This is a genomic window from Parasedimentitalea nitratireducens (assembly GCF_057444295.1).
This window is the reverse complement of record NZ_JBYAXC010000005.1, coordinates 150,556-168,020: the sequence shown is the minus strand read 5'-3', so window position 1 is coordinate 168,020 and position 17,465 is coordinate 150,556. Positions and strand designations below refer to the sequence as shown.

General features: G+C 56.7%; 19 protein-coding genes. 8 read left to right on the top strand and 11 right to left on the bottom strand.

The features are described from left to right. Positions 1-32: 32 nt before the first annotated feature. The 5 genes from AC2T28_RS16285 to nthA form a co-directional block, all read right to left on the bottom strand. Positions 33-281 carry a DUF2842 domain-containing protein gene (locus AC2T28_RS16285; protein ID WP_486749686.1) on the bottom strand — a complete coding sequence of 83 codons (249 nt, stop codon included), beginning with the start codon at positions 279-281 and terminating at the stop codon, positions 33-35. Continuing rightward, positions 281-1,594 (bottom strand): adenylosuccinate synthase, encoded by a 1,314-nt coding sequence (locus AC2T28_RS16280; protein ID WP_486749685.1) that lies wholly within the window; start codon positions 1,592-1,594, stop codon positions 281-283. Before AC2T28_RS16280 ends, AC2T28_RS16285 begins: the two co-directional genes overlap by 1 nt. A 158-nt stretch (positions 1,595-1,752) precedes the next feature. Then, positions 1,753-2,085 (bottom strand): nitrile hydratase accessory protein, encoded by a 333-nt coding sequence (locus AC2T28_RS16275; protein ID WP_486749684.1) that lies wholly within the window; start codon positions 2,083-2,085, stop codon positions 1,753-1,755. Continuing rightward, entirely contained in the window at positions 2,082-2,759 is a 678-nt protein-coding gene (gene nthB / locus AC2T28_RS16270) for a nitrile hydratase subunit beta (RefSeq protein ID WP_486749683.1), read from the bottom strand. Before nthB ends, AC2T28_RS16275 begins: the two co-directional genes overlap by 4 nt. Further along, positions 2,756-3,370: a nitrile hydratase subunit alpha gene (nthA, locus tag AC2T28_RS16265; protein WP_486749682.1), complete on the bottom strand. Its 615-nt coding sequence runs from the start codon at positions 3,368-3,370 to the stop codon at positions 2,756-2,758. Before nthA ends, nthB begins: the two co-directional genes overlap by 4 nt. 163 nt (positions 3,371-3,533) lie before the next feature. Between nthA and secG the strand changes: the two genes are divergently transcribed. The 4 genes from secG (at position 3,534) to AC2T28_RS16245 (ending at position 8,678) form a co-directional block, all read left to right on the top strand. Next, complete coding sequence (gene secG / locus AC2T28_RS16260) at positions 3,534-3,908, top strand: preprotein translocase subunit SecG (RefSeq protein WP_486749681.1); 375 nt, start codon at positions 3,534-3,536, stop codon at positions 3,906-3,908. Between the two features lie 171 nt (positions 3,909-4,079). Beyond that, entirely contained in the window at positions 4,080-5,723 is a 1,644-nt protein-coding gene (gene pyrG, locus AC2T28_RS16255; protein ID WP_486749680.1) for a CTP synthase, read from the top strand. Between the two features lie 241 nt (positions 5,724-5,964). Beyond that, a complete protein-coding gene (locus AC2T28_RS16250; protein ID WP_486749679.1) occupies positions 5,965-6,867 on the top strand; it encodes a fructose bisphosphate aldolase in 903 nt (300 codons plus the stop codon). Positions 6,868-7,154: 287 nt separating this feature from the next. After that, the gene (locus AC2T28_RS16245; protein ID WP_486749678.1) at positions 7,155-8,678 is read left to right on the top strand and encodes an ABC-F family ATP-binding cassette domain-containing protein; all 1,524 of its coding nucleotides are present in this window, start codon (positions 7,155-7,157) and stop codon (positions 8,676-8,678) included. A 69-nt stretch (positions 8,679-8,747) separates the two neighbouring features. Here AC2T28_RS16245 and AC2T28_RS16240 read toward each other — a convergent pair whose 3' ends face one another. Both AC2T28_RS16240 and AC2T28_RS16235 read right to left on the bottom strand, forming a co-directional pair. Further along, positions 8,748-9,113 carry a hypothetical protein gene (locus tag AC2T28_RS16240; protein WP_486749677.1) on the bottom strand — a complete coding sequence of 122 codons (366 nt, stop codon included), beginning with the start codon at positions 9,111-9,113 and terminating at the stop codon, positions 8,748-8,750. Between the two features lie 360 nt (positions 9,114-9,473). Then, on the bottom strand, positions 9,474-9,881 hold the full coding sequence (locus tag AC2T28_RS16235) for a universal stress protein (RefSeq protein WP_486749676.1): 408 nt from the start codon (positions 9,879-9,881) through the stop codon (positions 9,474-9,476). A gap of 190 nt (positions 9,882-10,071) precedes the next feature. Between AC2T28_RS16235 and AC2T28_RS16230 the strand changes: the two genes are divergently transcribed. Beyond that, positions 10,072-10,566 carry a hypothetical protein gene (locus tag AC2T28_RS16230; protein ID WP_486749675.1) on the top strand — a complete coding sequence of 165 codons (495 nt, stop codon included), beginning with the start codon at positions 10,072-10,074 and terminating at the stop codon, positions 10,564-10,566. A 194-nt stretch (positions 10,567-10,760) separates the two neighbouring features. Here AC2T28_RS16230 and AC2T28_RS16225 read toward each other — a convergent pair whose 3' ends face one another. The 4 genes from AC2T28_RS16225 to AC2T28_RS16210 all read right to left on the bottom strand — a co-directional run bounded on the left by AC2T28_RS16225 (position 10,761) and on the right by AC2T28_RS16210 (position 13,872). Continuing rightward, entirely contained in the window at positions 10,761-11,216 is a 456-nt protein-coding gene (locus AC2T28_RS16225; RefSeq protein ID WP_486749674.1) for a hypothetical protein, read from the bottom strand. Positions 11,217-11,345: 129 nt separating this feature from the next. Next, positions 11,346-11,816, bottom strand: a complete 471-nt coding sequence (locus AC2T28_RS16220; protein WP_486749673.1) for a hypothetical protein — start codon at positions 11,814-11,816, stop codon at positions 11,346-11,348. Between the two features lie 112 nt (positions 11,817-11,928). Further along, positions 11,929-12,711 (bottom strand): crotonase/enoyl-CoA hydratase family protein, encoded by a 783-nt coding sequence (locus AC2T28_RS16215; RefSeq protein WP_486749672.1) that lies wholly within the window; start codon positions 12,709-12,711, stop codon positions 11,929-11,931. A gap of 75 nt (positions 12,712-12,786) precedes the next feature. Beyond that, the gene (locus AC2T28_RS16210) at positions 12,787-13,872 is read right to left on the bottom strand and encodes an SMP-30/gluconolactonase/LRE family protein (RefSeq protein WP_486749671.1); all 1,086 of its coding nucleotides are present in this window, start codon (positions 13,870-13,872) and stop codon (positions 12,787-12,789) included. A 90-nt stretch (positions 13,873-13,962) separates the two neighbouring features. Between AC2T28_RS16210 and AC2T28_RS16205 the strand changes: the two genes are divergently transcribed. The 3 genes from AC2T28_RS16205 (at position 13,963) to AC2T28_RS16195 (ending at position 17,441) form a co-directional block, all read left to right on the top strand. Then, positions 13,963-15,075 carry a pyridoxal phosphate-dependent aminotransferase gene (locus AC2T28_RS16205; protein WP_486749670.1) on the top strand — a complete coding sequence of 371 codons (1,113 nt, stop codon included), beginning with the start codon at positions 13,963-13,965 and terminating at the stop codon, positions 15,073-15,075. 95 nt (positions 15,076-15,170) lie between these two features. After that, positions 15,171-15,353, top strand: a complete 183-nt coding sequence (locus tag AC2T28_RS16200; RefSeq protein ID WP_486749669.1) for a histidinol phosphate aminotransferase — start codon at positions 15,171-15,173, stop codon at positions 15,351-15,353. Positions 15,354-15,581: 228 nt separating this feature from the next. Then, positions 15,582-17,441 (top strand): ABC transporter ATP-binding protein, encoded by a 1,860-nt coding sequence (locus tag AC2T28_RS16195; protein WP_486749668.1) that lies wholly within the window; start codon positions 15,582-15,584, stop codon positions 17,439-17,441. Positions 17,442-17,465 lie beyond the last annotated feature (24 nt).

Below are 17,465 nucleotides of genomic sequence, written 5' to 3'. Positions count from 1 at the left end.
CGCAACAGCGCCACCAAAGCAGCGCAGCGGTTCTATTTTTCCAGCGGATCCTTGGGCGCATCCGGATCGGCCTGACCAATACCGCGAAACAGCGATTTGAACGGCAGAACCCAGACAATCCCAAGCACAACAAAAACCAGCAGCTGCAATACAACCGGATAATCAACCAGCAGACCGCCCAGCACAGTTGCCACCATGATATACAGGGGCAAGCCGATCAGCAGCACCACAAGGGCCCAGCGACGCCGGGCCTTGTAGCTTAGACCTTTTTTATCAGCCATCAGTCTTCAAACGGGTCGGTGACCAGAATGGTGTCCTCCCGCTCCGGGCTGGTGGAGAGCATGGCAACCGGACAACCGATCAGCTCTTCAACGCGGCGCACGTATTTGATCGCGTTGGCCGGAAGCTCCGCCCAGCTGCGCGCACCTTCGGTCGATTCGCTCCAGCCTGGCATTTCTTCGTAGACCGGCGTGCAGCGGGCTTGTTGGTCAGCGGCTGTCGGCAGATAGTCCAGCGTTTCACCGTCCAGCATGTAGCCAGTGCAGATTTTCAGGGTTTCAAAGCCGTCCAGCACGTCCAGTTTGGTCAGTGAAATGCCGGTTACACCGGAAGTCACGCATGTTTGGCGCACCAGAGCTGCATCAAACCAGCCACAGCGGCGCTGACGGCCAGTGGTGGTGCCAAACTCGTGGCCGCGCTCGCCCAGACGCTGGCCATCTGCATCCGGGGTGCCGTCTTCGTTCAGCAGCTCAGACGGGAAAGGTCCTTCGCCGACGCGGGTGGTATAGGCTTTGACGATGCCCAGGACATAGTCGATCGATCCGGGGCCAATGCCAACACCGGTTGAGGCCTGTCCGGCAATCACGTTGGACGAGGTCACAAAGGGGTATGTGCCAAAGTCGATATCCAACAGCGCGCCCTGGGCACCTTCGAACAGGATCCGTTTGCCGGCCTTGCGCTTCTCATTCAGCACTTTCCAGACAGGGGCGGCAAATGGCAGAATTTCTGCAGCAATCTCTTTGAGTTGCTCGATCAGTGCATCACGATCGACCGCTTCAATGCCCAGACCTTTGCGCAGCGGATCATGGTGCTGCAGGGCACGATCAACACGGGCAATCAGGGTTGCCTCGTCTGCCAGATCAGCGACGCGGACCGAGCGACGGCCAACCTTGTCTTCATAAGCCGGGCCAATGCCGCGACCGGTGGTGCCGATCTTGGTGCCCTTGGAGGCTGCCTCTTCGCGGGCGCGGTCCAGCTCGCCGTGGATTGGCAGAATCAGCGGGGTGTTTTCCGCGATCATCAGGGTTTCGGGAGAGATCTCGACGCCCTGCTCGCGCACGGTGGCGATTTCGTTCATCAGGTGCCATGGATCCAGCACCACGCCGTTACCAATGACCGACAGCTTGCCGCCGCGCACTACACCCGAAGGCAGCGCGTGCAGCTTGTAGACCTTGCCATCGATGACCAATGTGTGTCCTGCGTTGTGACCGCCCTGGAAGCGCGCGATCACATCAGCGCGTTCGCTCAGCCAGTCCACGATCTTGCCTTTACCCTCGTCACCCCATTGGGCGCCGACTACGACGACATTGGCCATATCTGGTCCTTTTGTGTTTGTCTGAAACCGGCCCCCCTATAGCGGCGCAAAGAGGCCAGTGGAACCACAAATTCGTCGCAGGGGCGGCAGGAGGGGAACATTGGGCAGAAACAGCCGCAAAAAGCGGTGCGTGCAAGCACACACCCTACACAGAGCGCCTAATCAGGGAGACAAACTGCCAAGCCGTGGGGTGTTGAAAGGTAGGCCTGCTCCCAGTCTTTCTTAAGCTGATTCCGCTCGAGCGCTGGTGCGACGCCGTTATTGGCCAGAATCAGCTCCAGCGTTTCCAGCCAGGCGTTGAAGTAGTCCTCGCCGCCGTCCAGATTGCGATCCAGTCCATGCCGGGCCAGCATGGTTGAGAATGCGTCTACCCACTGCGCCCAGCTAAAGTGCTCTGCTTCATTCAGCGACACGGTGAGGGCAAAGACCTGAGCGTGCCAAGGCTGTTGGAACACCGGTTCGGGGGCTGAGGTTGTGAGGCAATCGCTCATAGCGGCACCAAATAGCTTTCCCACAGGTCCAGAACCACCTGATCATCGGGGTGTTCCGGATGGGACCAGAGCTGCGAAGCGGCAAGGCGCACAGCATACAGCGGCTCGGGGGCCTCGCCCAGATCATGGGCACTGCTGTCGGGCAGGACATGAATGCCGTGAACCCGTTCAATATACCCTCGGGCACCAGCTGCATAAGATGGCAGCCGGGTGTGGCCGCCATTGACCACTGCGCTGTCAGATGGGAGACGGCACCGCACCCCCTGCCCCGGCGAGAACCGCGGTTTGGCGCCAGTGTCGCGATCTGCCGGGCCGCCTTGGGCAAGTACTCCTGCCACGGCCTCAGCCTTGAGCACCTTGTTGGCCAGCGGGTGTGGGGCGTCGTCCCCCTGCCCCAGCAGGTCGTCGCGGCTTAGCACCCCACGTTCAACTAAGAGGGCGGCCAGGGCGGCAATCCATTTTTCGTAGTAAGAGAAGGTGGTGTAATCGGTTGGGGACAGCCGTTCGCGGGCGTGGCGCGAGATATCGATGTTCCATTTCCCCAGCGCACCGCAGGCAAGCGTCACGGCCAGCGCGCGGGCGTGCCAGTTAGTGGCAAAAATCGGGGCATCGGGATCGTCGGGCACCACAGGCCCGTCGCCGAATCGCCCGCCCATGTCATGTACGCGGGTCATGTTGGCTCTTTGGGCAGACCGGTGCCGATCATGCTGTCGCGTGTGACCAATGCCGCCAACGCATCGACATCCCAGCCTTCGGTGCCTGCTGGCCGCATTGGAATCACCAGATAGCGGACTTCGGCGGTGGAATCCCAAACTCTGACCGCAGTCTGTTCTGGCAGGGTGACGCCAAAATCTGCCAGGACGGCACGGGGTTCCCGTACTACACGGGCGCGGTAGGCATCGGATTTATACCAAGCAGGAGGGATGCCCAGCAGTGGCCACGGGTAGCAGCTGCACAGGGTGCACACGACCATGTTATGCCGCTCGGGGGTATTTTCGACCGCGACCATATGCTCGCCCTGACGGCCAAAATAGCCCAGATCATAAACGGCAGCGGTGGCGTCCTTTAGCAACGCGCTACGAAATTCGGGATCGGACCAGGCCCGCGCCACCACCTGTGTGCCATTCTGTGGGCCAATTTTGTTCTGGTAGGTGTCGATAATTTCATCCAGCGCCGCAGGATCAATCAATCCCTTGCGGGTCAGAATCGTTTCCAGCGCCTTGACCCGCAGGGCGGGATCAGGTGGTAACAGGGCATGCGGGTGATCAGGATCATCATGAGGCATGGGATCAGAGTGCGAAATGCCGCCTGCTCTGTCCAGTCTGATAAGTCTTGGACAATATGGGGTTTGTGGCCTTCAACCCGAGACACGGCAAACTCGGGTCTTGCCCCGCCCCGTAAACTTGCCTACATACCGCCCGATAGTAAGCCAATTGCCGCAGGGGCCCATGGAAAACGTTGTTCTCATCATTCACCTTTTTCTGGCCCTTGGCCTGATTGCCATCGTACTTCTGCAGCGATCAGAAGGTGGAGGCCTTGGCATGGGTGGCGGCGGTGGCGGCGCGATGTCCGGCCGTTCAGCTGCAACAGCCATGAGCAAGCTGACCTGGTTGCTGGCGATTGCTTTCATCATCACTTCGATCACGCTGACTATTCTGGCTGCGCAGAAAAATGCCGGTTCTTCGGTTCTGGATCGCACAGGTGTTCCTGCTGCAACCGAAACTGACGATGGCGCTCCGGCGGCACCTGCTGCCCCATTGGGTACAGACCTGTTGCCACCTGCCGAAGGTGACAATGCGCCACTGGTTCCAAGCGCCGACTGAGCTACCATACCTAGACAAGGATCCTGAGCCGCAACAGCATCTTGCGGCTCCCTTGCGTTGATCGCGCGAATCCTTTACTAGTGAAGTCCCGTGATGCTTTGGTTTTTCGGAACCTATTTGGGCACCTGAATTCTTATTTCTAGACGACTTCTCACGGGGGCAGCCGACACCATGGCGCGTTATATCTTCATTACTGGTGGGGTGGTCTCCTCCCTTGGCAAAGGTCTGGCTTCGGCGGCTTTGGGTTCGCTGCTTCAGGCCCGTGGCTATTCGGTGCGCCTGCGCAAGCTGGATCCCTATTTGAACGTTGATCCGGGCACCATGAGCCCGTTTGAACACGGCGAAGTGTTCATCACCGATGATGGTGCCGAAACCGATCTGGATCTGGGTCACTATGAGCGTTTCACCGGCGTACCGGCGCGCAAGACAGATTCGATCTCGTCTGGCCGGGTCTATTCCAACGTTCTGGAAAAAGAACGCCGCGGCGATTACCTGGGCAAGACCATTCAGGTGATTCCGCATGTCACCAACGAGATCAAAGACTTCCTTGATATTGGTGGCGACGAAGTTGATTTCATGCTGTGTGAAATTGGCGGCACTGTTGGCGACATCGAAGGGCTGCCGTTCTTTGAAGCCATTCGCCAATATGGCCAGGACAAACCGCGCGGCCAGTGTATCTACATGCACCTAACGCTGCTGCCCTATATCAAGGCAAGCGGCGAGCTGAAGACCAAGCCAACCCAGCACTCGGTCAAAGAGCTGCGTTCGATTGGTCTGGCACCGGATATTCTGGTTTGTCGTTCCGAGGGTCCGATCCCAAAGAAAGAGCGCGAAAAGCTGGCACTGTTCTGTAACGTGCGCCCCGACAGCGTGATTGCCGCGCAGGATTTGAAATCCATCTACGAAGCCCCACTGGCCTATCACCGCGAAGGTATGGATCAGGCGGTTCTGGATGCCTTTGGCATCGCCCCTGCCCCCAAGCCAAATCTGGCGCGCTGGGAAGATGTGGCGGATCGGATCTACAACCCCGAGGGCGAGGTTAAAATCGCTATCGTTGGTAAGTACATCCAGCTGGAAGACGCCTATAAATCGGTTGTCGAGGCGCTGACCCACGGTGGCATGGCCAACCGGGTCAAGGTCAAGATCGAATGGGTGGACGCTGAAACCTTTGACACCGAAGACGCCACGCCACACCTGCAGGGCTATCATGCGATTCTGGTGCCCGGCGGCTTTGGCGAGCGTGGCACCGAAGGCAAGATCAAGGCGGCGCAATATGCCCGCGAGCACAAGGTACCCTATCTGGGTATCTGTTTGGGCATGCAGATGGCTGTTATCGAAGCTGCGCGTAATGTGGCTGGCATCTCCGAAGCCGGATCCGAAGAGTTTGACCACGAGGCTGGCAAGAAACGCTTTGAGCCGGTTGTCTATCACCTGAAAGAATGGGTGCAGGGCAACCACAAGGTTCAGCGCAAGACCGATGACGACAAGGGCGGCACCATGCGTCTGGGCGCTTATGATGCTACCCTGGCCGAAGGATCCAATGTGGCCAAGGTATACGGCGGCAGCCACATCGAGGAGCGTCACCGTCACCGCTATGAGGTCGACATCAAATACCGCGAGCAGCTGGAAGAAGCTGGCCTGAAGTTCTCGGGCATGTCGCCAGATGGTCGCCTGCCAGAGATTGTTGAATGGGCGGATCACCCTTGGTTCATCGGCGTTCAGTTCCACCCGGAACTGAAGTCCAAGCCTTTTGCACCGCATCCGCTGTTCAGCGATTTTGTACGGGCCGCAATCGAGACCTCGCGTCTGGTCTGACCCAACGCGCGGTGCGTGCAAGCACGCACCCTTCACTGACATAGAAAAGGGCGTATCAGGTAACTGGTGCGCCCTATTTGTTTGTTGATCAGGGCTGCGAACATGGAAAGCGCTGCCTTAGGACAACTGACGTAAGGAAATCCGCTCTCCGTTAGCGATACCGAGGCAAGCGGCCAGTTGTTTTCACTACAACCACGTTATAGACGGACCGAAAGCTGAACATTTGCGGAGATCCGGGCATATGACACAAGAGAATTCTATCAATCAGGAACAGTTTGAACGAATTGCATCTGGTGAGGGCTTTATTGCGGCTCTGGACCAGTCCGGTGGATCGACCCCCAAAGCGCTGGCACTGTATGGCGTAATGGAAGACGCTTACTCTGGCGAAGAGGAAATGTTTGGCCAGATCCAGAAGATGCGCGCCCGTATCATCACCGCACCGGATTTCGACAGCAAAAAGATCATCGGCGCTATCCTGTTTGAAAAAACAATGGATGCCGAAATCGACAACACGCCGGTTGCCACCTACCTGTGGAACAACTGCGGCGTCGTGCCGTTCCTGAAGGTCGACAAGGGTCTGGCAGATGAGGCCAATGGCGCCCAGGTGATGAAGCCGATGCCCGAGCTTGATGCCCTGCTGGCCCGCGCTGGCAAGGCTGGCATTTTTGGCACCAAGATGCGTTCGGTCATTAAATCCGCCAACACAGAGGGCGTGCGTGACGTTGTTGCCCAGCAGTTCGAAGTTGGCAAACAAATCGCCGCTGCTGGCCTGCTGCCGATCATCGAGCCCGAGGTCGACATCCATTCGGACACCAAGGGTGAGGCCGAGATCCTGCTGAAGGCGGAATTGCTGAAGCAGCTGAACGCCCTACCTGCTGACACCAAGGTTGCGCTGAAGCTGACCCTGCCAAATGTGTCGGGCATGTATGATGAGCTGGCCGACCACGACAATGTGGTGCGTGTTGTGGCCCTGTCGGGTGGCTATTCCACCGATCAGGCCTGTGCCCTGCTGAGCCAGAACGCCAAGATGATTGCCTCGTTCTCGCGTGCGCTGACCGAAGGTTTGAACGCTGCGATGAGCGATGAGAGCTACAATGCAGCTCTGGGATCGAACATCGACAAGATCTATCAGGCTTCGCAGTAAGTCAGAACTAACTAAGAATTTCAAAGGCCGCGCCCATCAGAGCGCGGCCTTTTTCGTGGAATTGGAAAACCGGTTGCCAAGCCTTTGCTGTTTTCCTACCCTCGCGCTAACGTCACACATTCAACAACGGGAGGGCACAAGCTGAACATGCGTATCATCCGCCGACTTCAGCATGGTCCCCGTTACGCCCTGTAAATCCGTTTGCAGGGCCGACCACCGAACACAGCTTCAACGGTCTGCCTATTGCCGCGCTGCGGCTCCTTACTTTTATGTGACTTGATAAAACCATGACAATTCTGACGATCAATGACCTGGGTGTGACCCTGGGTGAGCCGCTGTTTTCTGACCTGAACCTGACCATCACCAAGGGCGACCGCATTGGGCTGGTGGCCGCCAATGGGCGTGGCAAGTCCACCCTGCTGGGCTGCATGTCCGCAACGTTTGAGCAAACCCACGGTGAGATCACCCGCGCGCGCGGCCTGCGGATGGGGCATGTGCAGCAATATGTGCCGGATCATGCCTTGGCGTTGAGCCTGTATGACTGGGTGCTGGCAGCGCTGCCACAGGAACAGGCCGACTATGAAAGCTGGCGCGTGGATGTGGCGCTGGATGAGCTGAAGGTGCCCTATGAGTTGCAACACAAACCGCTGGTAGAACTCAGCGGCGGCTGGCAACGCACTGCGATGCTGGCGGCCGCCTGGATCACCGAACCGGATCTATTGCTACTGGACGAGCCCACCAACCATCTGGACCTGCACCGGATTTCCCTGCTACAAGACTGGCTGAGCGCCCTGCCCCGTGACATGCCGGTGGTGATCACCTCGCATGATCGGGCGTTTCTGGATGCCACCACCAACCGGACCCTGTTTCTGCGGGCTGAGCGATCGCGGGTGTTCCAACTGCCCTTTACCGCAGCGCGGGCTGCCTTGGATGAAGCCGACGAGGCGGACGAGCGCCGTTTTGCCAATGATCTGAACAAGGCGCAGCAGTTGCGCCGCCAAGCAGCCAAGCTGAAAAACATCGGCATCAACTCAGGGTCCGATCTGTTGGTGAACAAGACCAAGCAGTTGAATGAACGCGCCGCCAAGATGGAGGCCGCGGCCAAGCCTGCCCATCAGGAGCGCGGTGCCGGGGATATCAAATTGGGCAACAGTGGCACCCATGCCAAGGCGCTGATCACACTGAACGATGTACCAGTAGAAACGCCGGACCGGCGGGCGCTGTATTCCACCGGTCAGAAATGGATTTGCCAGGGCGATCGCATTGTGTTGCTGGGGGCCAATGGCACCGGCAAGACCCGGCTGATCAAGATGGTACAGCGCGCCCTGCTGGGCCAGGACGACGCGGTAAAATGTGCACCATCGGTGGTGCCTGCCTATTCCGATCAGAATCTAAGCCAGCTGGATGACGCCGACACCCCGATGACAACCGTTGCCGGGCAATTTGATGTTGGCGACCAACGCGCACGCGGGTTGCTGGCTGGGGCTGGTGTGTCGATCCAAATGCAGGACACCAAACTTGGTGCGCTGTCGGGTGGCCAAAAGGCGCGGCTGGCGATGCTGGTGCTGCGGTTGAAACAGCCCAATTTCTATCTGCTGGACGAGCCGACCAACCATCTGGACATCGAAGGCCAGGAAGCGTTGGAAAGCGAGTTGATTGCCCACGGGGCCTCCTGCCTGCTGGTCAGCCACGACCGCAGTTTCCTACGCAATGTGGGCAACCGGTTCTGGTGGATCAACGGCAAGAAACTGGTGGAAGTAGACAGCCCCGAAGCGTTCTTGACTACAGAGATGGCCCGAGGCGGTGATTAAGGGAGGCAGGAGACAACTCCCCCCTGTGAGCTTCATTTAGGCATCAGCATTCCCAAGGGAGGTTGATGCCTAAAGCACCAGGTATTCTAGCAGCCAGATGGCGCAAAGGAAGAGCGCAAAATAGGCGCTGACTTTTGGGATAACGAGGCCAGAGATCAACAGGGTCAAGGCCGTGCCAAGCGCAGGAGCGTCCGACAAGATGCTCCCGCCCAATCCGTGAAGCGTTTCAAAAAATGTGCGCCCTTTGGCGCCAACAAAGTCTGGCAGCGGTACAAGAAACGAAACCACGAGCAAGAAGCCAATGGCAAACAGGCGGTCTTTGAAGCTTACCGTCTCGGCGGGCTTTTGAACCTTGGCGGCTTTGGGTGTTTTGGAGCTTTTTGCTCGTTTCGAAGGAGCTTTTGGCTTTGTGTTGTTGTTAACGGGGGAGTGCACTTCCCGTTGCCCAGATCCAGAACAAAAGGTGCATCTGTGTTTTTCACGGGTTGTGGAGTTTCCAGACCCTCCGCAAGGGTTACAAACCAGCCTATCAATACTGCCATCTGGCCCCGTTACATGCCCTCGTGACCCAGAGCCACTACAGGCACGACAACTTTCAGGCCCACCTTCGGTGTAACCTCTGCCAGAACATGGGCCGCAACTTGTATGGGTAATCATGTTCGCCCTTGGGTAATGTAAATTACTTCAAATCAACCTCAATAAGCCACAGACCTTAACGGCCCGCAGCAGAAAATCCACCCCAAGTTCACAACAACTGGCAACGTCAGCACAGTCTCGAAATAAGCGGCTTGCGGATTACCGGATCACATGCACCGAGCATTTGGCGTGTCGCACTACGCGGGCAGCAGTGGAGCCCAGGAACAGGTCCTCGAACCCCGGACGATGCGAAGCAAGCACGATGCAGTCAATGCCATTCTCACTGGCAAAATCCACGATGGCGCGCCCTGCATGGCCGGAAATCAACATGGCCTCGGCACCGGGAAGCGCGCGGGCGGACTGCAGTAGGGCTTTCTCGATTTCGTTGCGGGTTTTTGCCAGCACTTCATTGGGGATTTCGGCAGTCACGTAACTGGGAATAGTTTCCATCACATGCACCACAGTGAACCGGGCATTGTCATCCGCCAGTGCCTTGGCCGCGAGATAGGATGCCTGGGTATCGTGGCGTTCGTCAAACAGGACCGGAACAAGAATATGCTTATACATGGCGAGCCTCCAACTTGGGTTAGATTTGAGGCTAGTGTAACGGCAGCACCCATTTGGAACCTTGAGTTAAGTCAAACCGTATTTGGTTGAATAGAAACCGGAATTGTATTTTTATGGGCGTTATTTCAAGCTGGTACAGGAAAGCGTCCCAAATTCTCTGTGTACTATTCAATTGTCAGCAAGGGACAAAATGCGATTATTGCTGAGAAGAACACTGCTTATTTTTGGCTCCCTCCTGACTGCGGTGATTTGGCTTTTTGTAACACCGCGCATTTATGAGCGGCTACATTTTATCAACGCCGAGGCTTCAATTGGCTTGAGCGAGATGCCGATAGATCGCTTGACGCATTCCGTTGTGAACTGCCTGAATTACCGAAACCGCGCCCGAGTGTGGTGGGATTTGTATTCACCAGAGATCTTGAAAGCTCACACAAGCTTTGGTGCCCCTTGGCGCTCCACTCAGGACTTCATTGGTGGACGCATAGGATGGCATATCACCTGGGAGGTGATACTTTCCATCGAGGCAGGCAAAGTAACAGCCTATGAAACCTACGGGGCAGAAGGCTTCCTCGACGGGGATATTTTTCGCATGGCGCTACCAACACGGGTCATTGGCGCGCTCAAGCGCTGTGGCGTATATTATGGTGGCATCTACCCCGGCAGAATTCCGAACTATTTAGATTGATCCGTCGCTGACTGTGATACCAAAGAAAATTAGCGAGAGGATCGCAACCCAGACAGTTTCCTCCCGAGTTCAAAAATATACTGGTAGCCCCACGACCCGGAACAGGCTGTTTTTTGCGATATTAGCTTCCCCTAACGGCACAACCGACACAGAGGGAAAGCTAGCTGGAATAGCAAGCATAGCCAGAAGACTTCCTAAAAGTCAGCGCCTAAGTACCTTCGGCTTCTTTCCGAGATCGCGCTTTCCGGAACCAGCGCCCGCATCCATTCTTCCAGTTCTTTTTGTTGATCTGTCAGATTTTCACCTGAATTCACCACGTGTTTGCTCGACGGCCACCAATGAACAAACCAAGACGTCACGGAAACAGTAAAATCTCCAGATGGCTGGTACCCAACGTTGAACTGGAAAGCCGGATTACCGGTTTGCACCGTACAGCTGTGGTAGTGTCTTCCTTCGTTCAATACCTTGCACTCTCCACCAAGCAGCTCAGCTTTTTGATAGACCTGCAGAACGACTGCCGCCCTGTTAGCATCGGTGAGGTAATGCTCGGATACCTGAAGAGTTGAGATTATTCTGGTTTGCACGCAGGCGCTCAAGCCAAGTGCGACACATAGCATCGCGAGCCAAATAGAAACTTTTCTCAACCTCATCCTAAACCGCGCCTGTACAAATCATTCATTAGAAAATGTAGCCAGGAATAGATATGGTCCCAAAAATATGTAGTGCGACTGACATTCATTTACGCCGCTCCATTTAGCCCTAGGTATCCTCCTAAGCCGTTAGAAAGTTTCCCTATGGTCATAACCGGTATAAGTACGGGTCGCTCTAAGTATCGCGCTCTCTGGAACCAGAGACCGCATCCATTGTTCAAGGTCCTTTTGATGATCTGACAAATAGTTTCCCGAAATCACAGCCTGCTTGCGCGGAGGAATCCAGTGACCCAAAACTGACTTTACCGAGACACTATAGTCGCCCTTGGGCCCATACCCAACGCCAAGCCCAAAACTTCGACTTCCGCGAAATGCTGTTGTGCAGCTATGATATTGTCGCGAAGGGTCCAGCAATTTGCACTCCCCACCCAGTTGATCCACTTTGAGGTAGACCTCTTGCACAAGCCTTTTGCGGGTTTCGTCGGTTAGGTAGTCATCTGAAATGAGCAAGTGGGAATTGATCATGGTTTGCACGCAGGCGCTCAAGCCAAGCGTGACACCCAAGATCGCCACATTTTTCAGCGCCTTCCGCAAGCTCATGCCACAACACCTTCTCCCAATTTCTTTTATAAAAAATATCTAAAATCACATAGCAAACATATGGTTTTGTTCACCTATTTCTACGGCACATCGCAGACACGAATTGCCCGTGTCACTTAAACACCGGTTTCCTACCACCCATCTGCGCCGCGATCACTTCCATCTGTTCTGGTTTGCCAATCAGCTGAACCTGTTCGGATGACTCGGCCAATAACACCGCCTCGCGATCCTCTGCTTCGGCCCGTTCGATCAACCGTTTGGCAGCGCGGATGGCGTTGGGGCCTTGTCCTGCGATCTGTTCTGCCAGTTCCTGCGCGCGGGCCAGCGGGTCGTCGGCCAGTTCCGTTACCAGCCCCCAATCCAGTGCCTGTGACGCGGGCACCACCTCAGCTGTATAAGTCAGTCGGCGCAGCACATCGGAGCGCAGCAGGCGGGGTAACAGCACCATGCCGCCCATGTCGGGCACGATGCCCCATTTCATTTCCATCACCGACAATTTGGCATCTGGCGAGGCGACACGAATGTCAGCGCCCAGCGACAGTTGCAGACCACCGCCATAGGCGGCTCCTTGGATGGCAGCGATCACCGGCACAGGCACCCGGCGCCAGATCATTGCAACCTCTTGCATGTCATTGGCATCGTGATGGCTGCGGGTCATCAACCACTCTTCGGGGTCGACCTTGCCCATCTGGGCAAAGCTCATCAGATCAAGCCCGGCGCAAAAGCTTTTGCCCTCGCCCGACAGCACCACCGCGCGTGCATCCGAGGCGGCCACCTCTTGCCCGGCTGCGATGATGGCCTGAACCATCTCAGGGTCGAGCGCGTTCATTTTGTCACCCCGTGTCAGGGTCACATGGGCGATGTGATCCCTGTACTCAACTGATACCCGTGCCATGATGGTGCCTCCTGATCTGATCTCGCGATCACAGTGCCGTGGAACGTAATATGCTTCCAGCCTGACGCTGGGGCATTAGGGCTGGGTTATCGGCGGCATGTCACCCACCGGCATCCGGGCAAAACCGTCACTGTCGAGTGTCATGATGTAAAACTGATCGCCGACAATCCTTCCCCCGGTTGTGATGCCAAGCCGACCATCCGGATCTTGCAGGGTGCGCAGGATGTTCCCCTGCCCGTCAAGCTGCACCATCATGCCACGGTGAATTGGCGCTGGACGTACCATCGGGCCCAGCCGCCAGACAATCTTGCGCAGAAACGGATAAGGCATCAGCGCCTCGGCCGGAACGCGCGGGCTGGCAAAGGCCAGCCAATAGGTGCCATCGCCCTGTGCCTCGATATTGTCGGGATAGCCGGGCAGGTTCTCCAGAAACACCTCTTGCTCCCCTGCCTTTGGCCCAGTCAGCCATAGTCGGTGTACCCGCGCCCGACCGGTTTCGTTGATCAGCAGAAAATCCTCATCCGGGGACAGCGCCACCCCGTTGGTATAAACAAAGCCGGTGGCGATTTTCTCAACCGTGCCGCCCGGTGTCCACCGCGCGACATAGCCAGTGTCGGACTGTTCCCAAACGGTCATCACCGAAGTGGGTTTGGTGCCGCCCAGAAATTCAGGATCAAACCGATCCGAAGAGTTGGAGAAATAGATGGTGCCGTCCTGCCCCACATCCAGCTGGTTGGCATAGATGATCGGCTCACCACCGATCTGATCAACCAAGGTTTCCAACGTGCCCGGGCCGGTCCAGCGCAGGATGCCGCGAAAGCTGTCGGCAATATAGAGCGCCCCATCAGGCCCCGCCTTAAGCCCCAAGGGTCGTCCGCCCAGTTGGTCAACCACAACTGGGGTTTCGCCTTCGATTTGATACAGGTTTCCATTCAGGTCGGTGGTAAAAACCCTACCGTCGGGCATCACGGCCAGATCTTCGGGCCCTATTGTGCCATCTGGCAGCGTAATCATCTGCGCCTGATCTAGAACAGTGTTTGTGGCGAACTCACCGACAAAGCCCGGTGAGGTTGGCGGTTCATAAACCTCTGGCTCCATCGGCACTGGCCAGAAAAGCAGATAACCAAGGCCAAGCGCTATAATTCCCCAAACAATACGCATTCGAAACTCCAGATTTTTTTTCCACACTGCGCGCGGCTTGAGTGTCAGGCAAGCCTTGTCGTCCCTTCAACGATAGGATTATCTGCCCATATGACAGATCCTCGCTATACCCCGCTTGCCCAATCCCTGCCTGCAACCGTGCCGTTTGTTGGCCCCGAAACCCAGGAACGTGCCCGTGGCACGGCCTTCAAGGCGCGGTTGGGAGCAAACGAAAATGTCTTTGGCCCCTCGCCCAAGGCTATTGAGGTCATGCAGGCGGCATCGGGCGACATCTGGATGTATGGCGATCCGGAGAACTTTGAGCTGCGCCAAGCCCTGGCGGCGCATCATGGCATTTCACCTGACAACATCATGGTGGGTGAAGGCATCGATGGATTGCTGTGCTATTTGGTGCGGTTGCTGATCGGAGAAGGCGATAATGTGGTCACCTCAACCGGGGCCTATCCGACCTTCAACTATCACGTCAGCGGCTTTGGCGGCGTGCTGCACACTGTGCCCTATGTGAATGACCACGAAGATCCCGCCAGCCTGTTTGCCAAAGCGGCTGAGGTTAATGCCAAGATCGTCTATCTGGCCAACCCCGACAACCCAATGGGCAGCTGGCACTGCGGCGAAGATATCGTCAAAGCCATGGAACATCTGCCGGAGGGCTGCCTGCTTTTGCTGGATGAGGCCTATGTTGAATGCGCGCCCGAGGGCACTGCGGCACCGATTGATGCGAATGACCCTCGCGTGATCCGCACCCGCACCTTTTCCAAGGCCTATGGGATGGCCGGCGCGCGAGTGGGCTATGTCATGGCGGCCCCTGAGCTGATTTCTGCGTTCAACAAGGTGCGCAATCACTTTGGCATGAACCGCGCCGCCCAGGCAGGCGCTCTGGCCGCGTTGCAGGATCAGGACTGGCTGCAACACGTAGTGTCCCAGATCACTTCGGCGCGAGATCGCATCGCCGAGATTGCCAGCGACAACGGGCTAACCGCCCTGCCCTCGGCCACCAATTTTGTGTCCATTGATTGCGGGGCTGATGGGGCGTTTGCCAAACGGGTTCTGGATGCGCTGGTGGATCAGGGGCTGTTTGTGCGGATGCCATTTGCAGCCCCACAAAACCGCTGTATCCGCATCAGCTGTGGCAGCGAGAGCAATCTTGACGCCTTTGCAGCGGCTTTGCCCCTAGCACTTGATAAGGCGCGCCTATCGGATTGAGCCGTTTTTACGTAAGCCTCGCGGCAGTTTTACCGGACTTTCAGCGGCCTCGGACTAGATTGTATTGCACAATCCAAGAAAAAGCCGAGGCTCTCATGCACGATCAAAAGCTGCCCCGAAAACCTGATCTTCTTGCTGCTGCCATTACCTTTTTGGGCATTAATATGATGTGGATCTTCTTTGTGATCTGGATGCTCTATGGACTGGTTCCTGTGCTGGTTCTGGCCGTGTTGATCAACCACTTCATCGACCGTTTGGAAGAGCGCCTGAAGTCGTAACCTGCGCAATCCAGCCCCATTCCCCTGTGCCTTGTTCGACTAGATCAAACTGGCATGTCGACCGCATGGTCCAAGGTGGATAACTCAAATCCTCTCTTCAAACTCCAATTCGTCAACGGCGTAGCCGGCCCCTGCATGCTTGCACCGTTCGTCTCAGATGCTTAAATGTCGCCAACGACCCAGACATGTGCTGAAATACAACAACATTCCCGGCGAAAGTTCCCACCTATGAGCAGAAAACCAATGTCTTCCCGCGCGCTGATGGGCTGGTTGTGGCGGGGGTACTTGCGTCACTACATACCTCTACTGGGGGTCGCCATTTTATTTATGCTGATCGAAGGCGGGGCCGTTGGTGCGCTGAGCTACATGATGCAGCCGATGTTCGATCTGGTCTTTGTTGCGGGCAACTCGGATGCGCTGTTCTGGGTGGCGTTTACATTTTTCATAATCTTCACCCTGCGCGGTATGGCAAGTGTTGGCCAAAAGGTCATTCTCAGCCAAATCTCGCAAACCTCGGCTGCGCATCTGCGCAAAGATATGTTGGCCCGTTTGATCCGCCAAGATCCGGCGTTTCATCAGATCAACCCACCCGGTTTCTTGATCCAGCGTGTTCAAAGTGATGTCATGGCGATCAACCAGGTCTGGCAGGCTGTTATCACCGGTGCGGGCCGCGATATGGCCCAATTGGTTGCTGTAATCGGGGTTGCAATCAGCGTCGACTGGCGCTGGACCTTGATCATGCTTGTCGGGTTGCCGCTGCTTTTGTTGCCAATTTCTGCCATCCAGCGGTATGTACGCAAAAAGGCCAGCCAAGCGCGGGATATGGGGGCCTCGTTGGCGACCCGGCTGGATGAAATATTTCACGGCATGGTGCCCATCAAGCTGAACAATCTTGAGGACTATCAGACCGAGCGGTTTGGCAATCAGACCAAAACCTTTGTACGGGCCGAAGTTCGCGCCTCGTTTGGCACGGCTTCGATCACCGGCATGATCGATATCATGGCCGGGCTCGGCGTGATGGGCGTGGTGCTGTATGGCGGAGGCGAGATCATTTCGGGTGAAAAAACTGTTGGCCAGTTTATGACCTTTTTCACAGCCATGGGCCTGGCTTTTGACCCGATGCGCCGATTGGCCTCGATCAGTGGAACCTGGCAGGCGGCCGCAGCTGCGCTAGAACGGATCAAGGAGCTGATAGATGCTCCTATCTTGCTGCAATCTCCGAAAAACCCAGTTGCGCAGCCCTCTGGTCTGCCGAAGATAGAGCTTGGCAATGTTGACCTGAACTATGGCGAGGCCAAAGTTCTGCGGGATCTGACGCTGGTAGCCGAAGCGGGCAAGACAACCGCCTTGGTTGGGGCCTCGGGAGCCGGGAAATCCACCATTTTCAACCTATTGACCCGTCTGATTGATCCGCAAGCGGGCAATGTGACCGTGGGTAGCGTTGCTGTCAGTGACATGGCACTCGAGAAACTGCGTGATCTGTTCTCGGTTGTGACCCAAGAGGCATTGCTGTTTGACGAAACCCTGCGTGAAAACATTCTGCTGGGGCGCACCGATGTCAGCGATGAGCAGCTACAAAAGGTGCTGGAAGCCGCTCATGTCGCTGATTTCCTGCCCAAGCTGCCGGACGGTCTGGACAGTATGGTTGGCCCACGTGGGTCTGCCCTGTCTGGCGGACAGCGTCAGCGCGTGGTGATTGCCCGCGCCCTGCTCCGTGATACTCCGATTTTGCTGCTGGACGAGGCGACCTCGGCGCTGGATGCTCAGTCTGAAAAGGTTGTGCAACAGGCGCTGGACCAGCTTTCGGGTGGGCGCACCACTCTTGTCATTGCGCACCGGTTGTCGACCATCCGCAATGCCGACAAGATTGTGGTGATGGAACGGGGGCAAGTTGTTGACCAAGGCACCCATGACGAGCTGCTGGAACGTGGCGGGGTCTATGCCGATCTGTACCGGCTGCAATTCCAGGACGGCAAAACCTTGGTCGACCCGGTTGGTGTGGCTGCACAGGCACCAACCGTGACCCAGGATTCAACCATTCAGCCCAGCTGGTGGCGCCGGATCAGCCGCAAAGTGTTTCGTCAGTGATCTGGTAAGGCCATGGTGAAATCG

Coding starts and splice junctions, on each gene's coding strand:
- AC2T28_RS16285 (WP_486749686.1), bottom strand. CDS start 281: ATGGCTGATAAAAAAGGTCTAAGCTACAAGGCCCGGCGTCGCTGGGCC.
- AC2T28_RS16280 (WP_486749685.1), bottom strand. CDS start 1,594: ATGGCCAATGTCGTCGTAGTCGGCGCCCAATGGGGTGACGAGGGTAAA.
- AC2T28_RS16275 (WP_486749684.1), bottom strand. CDS start 2,085: ATGAGCGATTGCCTCACAACCTCAGCCCCCGAACCGGTGTTCCAACAG.
- nthB (WP_486749683.1), bottom strand. CDS start 2,759: ATGACCCGCGTACATGACATGGGCGGGCGATTCGGCGACGGGCCTGTG.
- nthA (WP_486749682.1), bottom strand. CDS start 3,370: ATGCCTCATGATGATCCTGATCACCCGCATGCCCTGTTACCACCTGAT.
- secG (WP_486749681.1), top strand. CDS start 3,534: ATGGAAAACGTTGTTCTCATCATTCACCTTTTTCTGGCCCTTGGCCTG.
- pyrG (WP_486749680.1), top strand. CDS start 4,080: ATGGCGCGTTATATCTTCATTACTGGTGGGGTGGTCTCCTCCCTTGGC.
- AC2T28_RS16250 (WP_486749679.1), top strand. CDS start 5,965: ATGACACAAGAGAATTCTATCAATCAGGAACAGTTTGAACGAATTGCA.
- AC2T28_RS16245 (WP_486749678.1), top strand. CDS start 7,155: ATGACAATTCTGACGATCAATGACCTGGGTGTGACCCTGGGTGAGCCG.
- AC2T28_RS16235 (WP_486749676.1), bottom strand. CDS start 9,881: ATGTATAAGCATATTCTTGTTCCGGTCCTGTTTGACGAACGCCACGAT.
- AC2T28_RS16230 (WP_486749675.1), top strand. CDS start 10,072: ATGCGATTATTGCTGAGAAGAACACTGCTTATTTTTGGCTCCCTCCTG.
- AC2T28_RS16225 (WP_486749674.1), bottom strand. CDS start 11,216: ATGAGGTTGAGAAAAGTTTCTATTTGGCTCGCGATGCTATGTGTCGCA.
- AC2T28_RS16220 (WP_486749673.1), bottom strand. CDS start 11,816: ATGAGCTTGCGGAAGGCGCTGAAAAATGTGGCGATCTTGGGTGTCACG.
- AC2T28_RS16215 (WP_486749672.1), bottom strand. CDS start 12,711: ATGGCACGGGTATCAGTTGAGTACAGGGATCACATCGCCCATGTGACC.
- AC2T28_RS16210 (WP_486749671.1), bottom strand. CDS start 13,872: ATGCGTATTGTTTGGGGAATTATAGCGCTTGGCCTTGGTTATCTGCTT.
- AC2T28_RS16205 (WP_486749670.1), top strand. CDS start 13,963: ATGACAGATCCTCGCTATACCCCGCTTGCCCAATCCCTGCCTGCAACC.
- AC2T28_RS16200 (WP_486749669.1), top strand. CDS start 15,171: ATGCACGATCAAAAGCTGCCCCGAAAACCTGATCTTCTTGCTGCTGCC.
- AC2T28_RS16195 (WP_486749668.1), top strand. CDS start 15,582: ATGAGCAGAAAACCAATGTCTTCCCGCGCGCTGATGGGCTGGTTGTGG.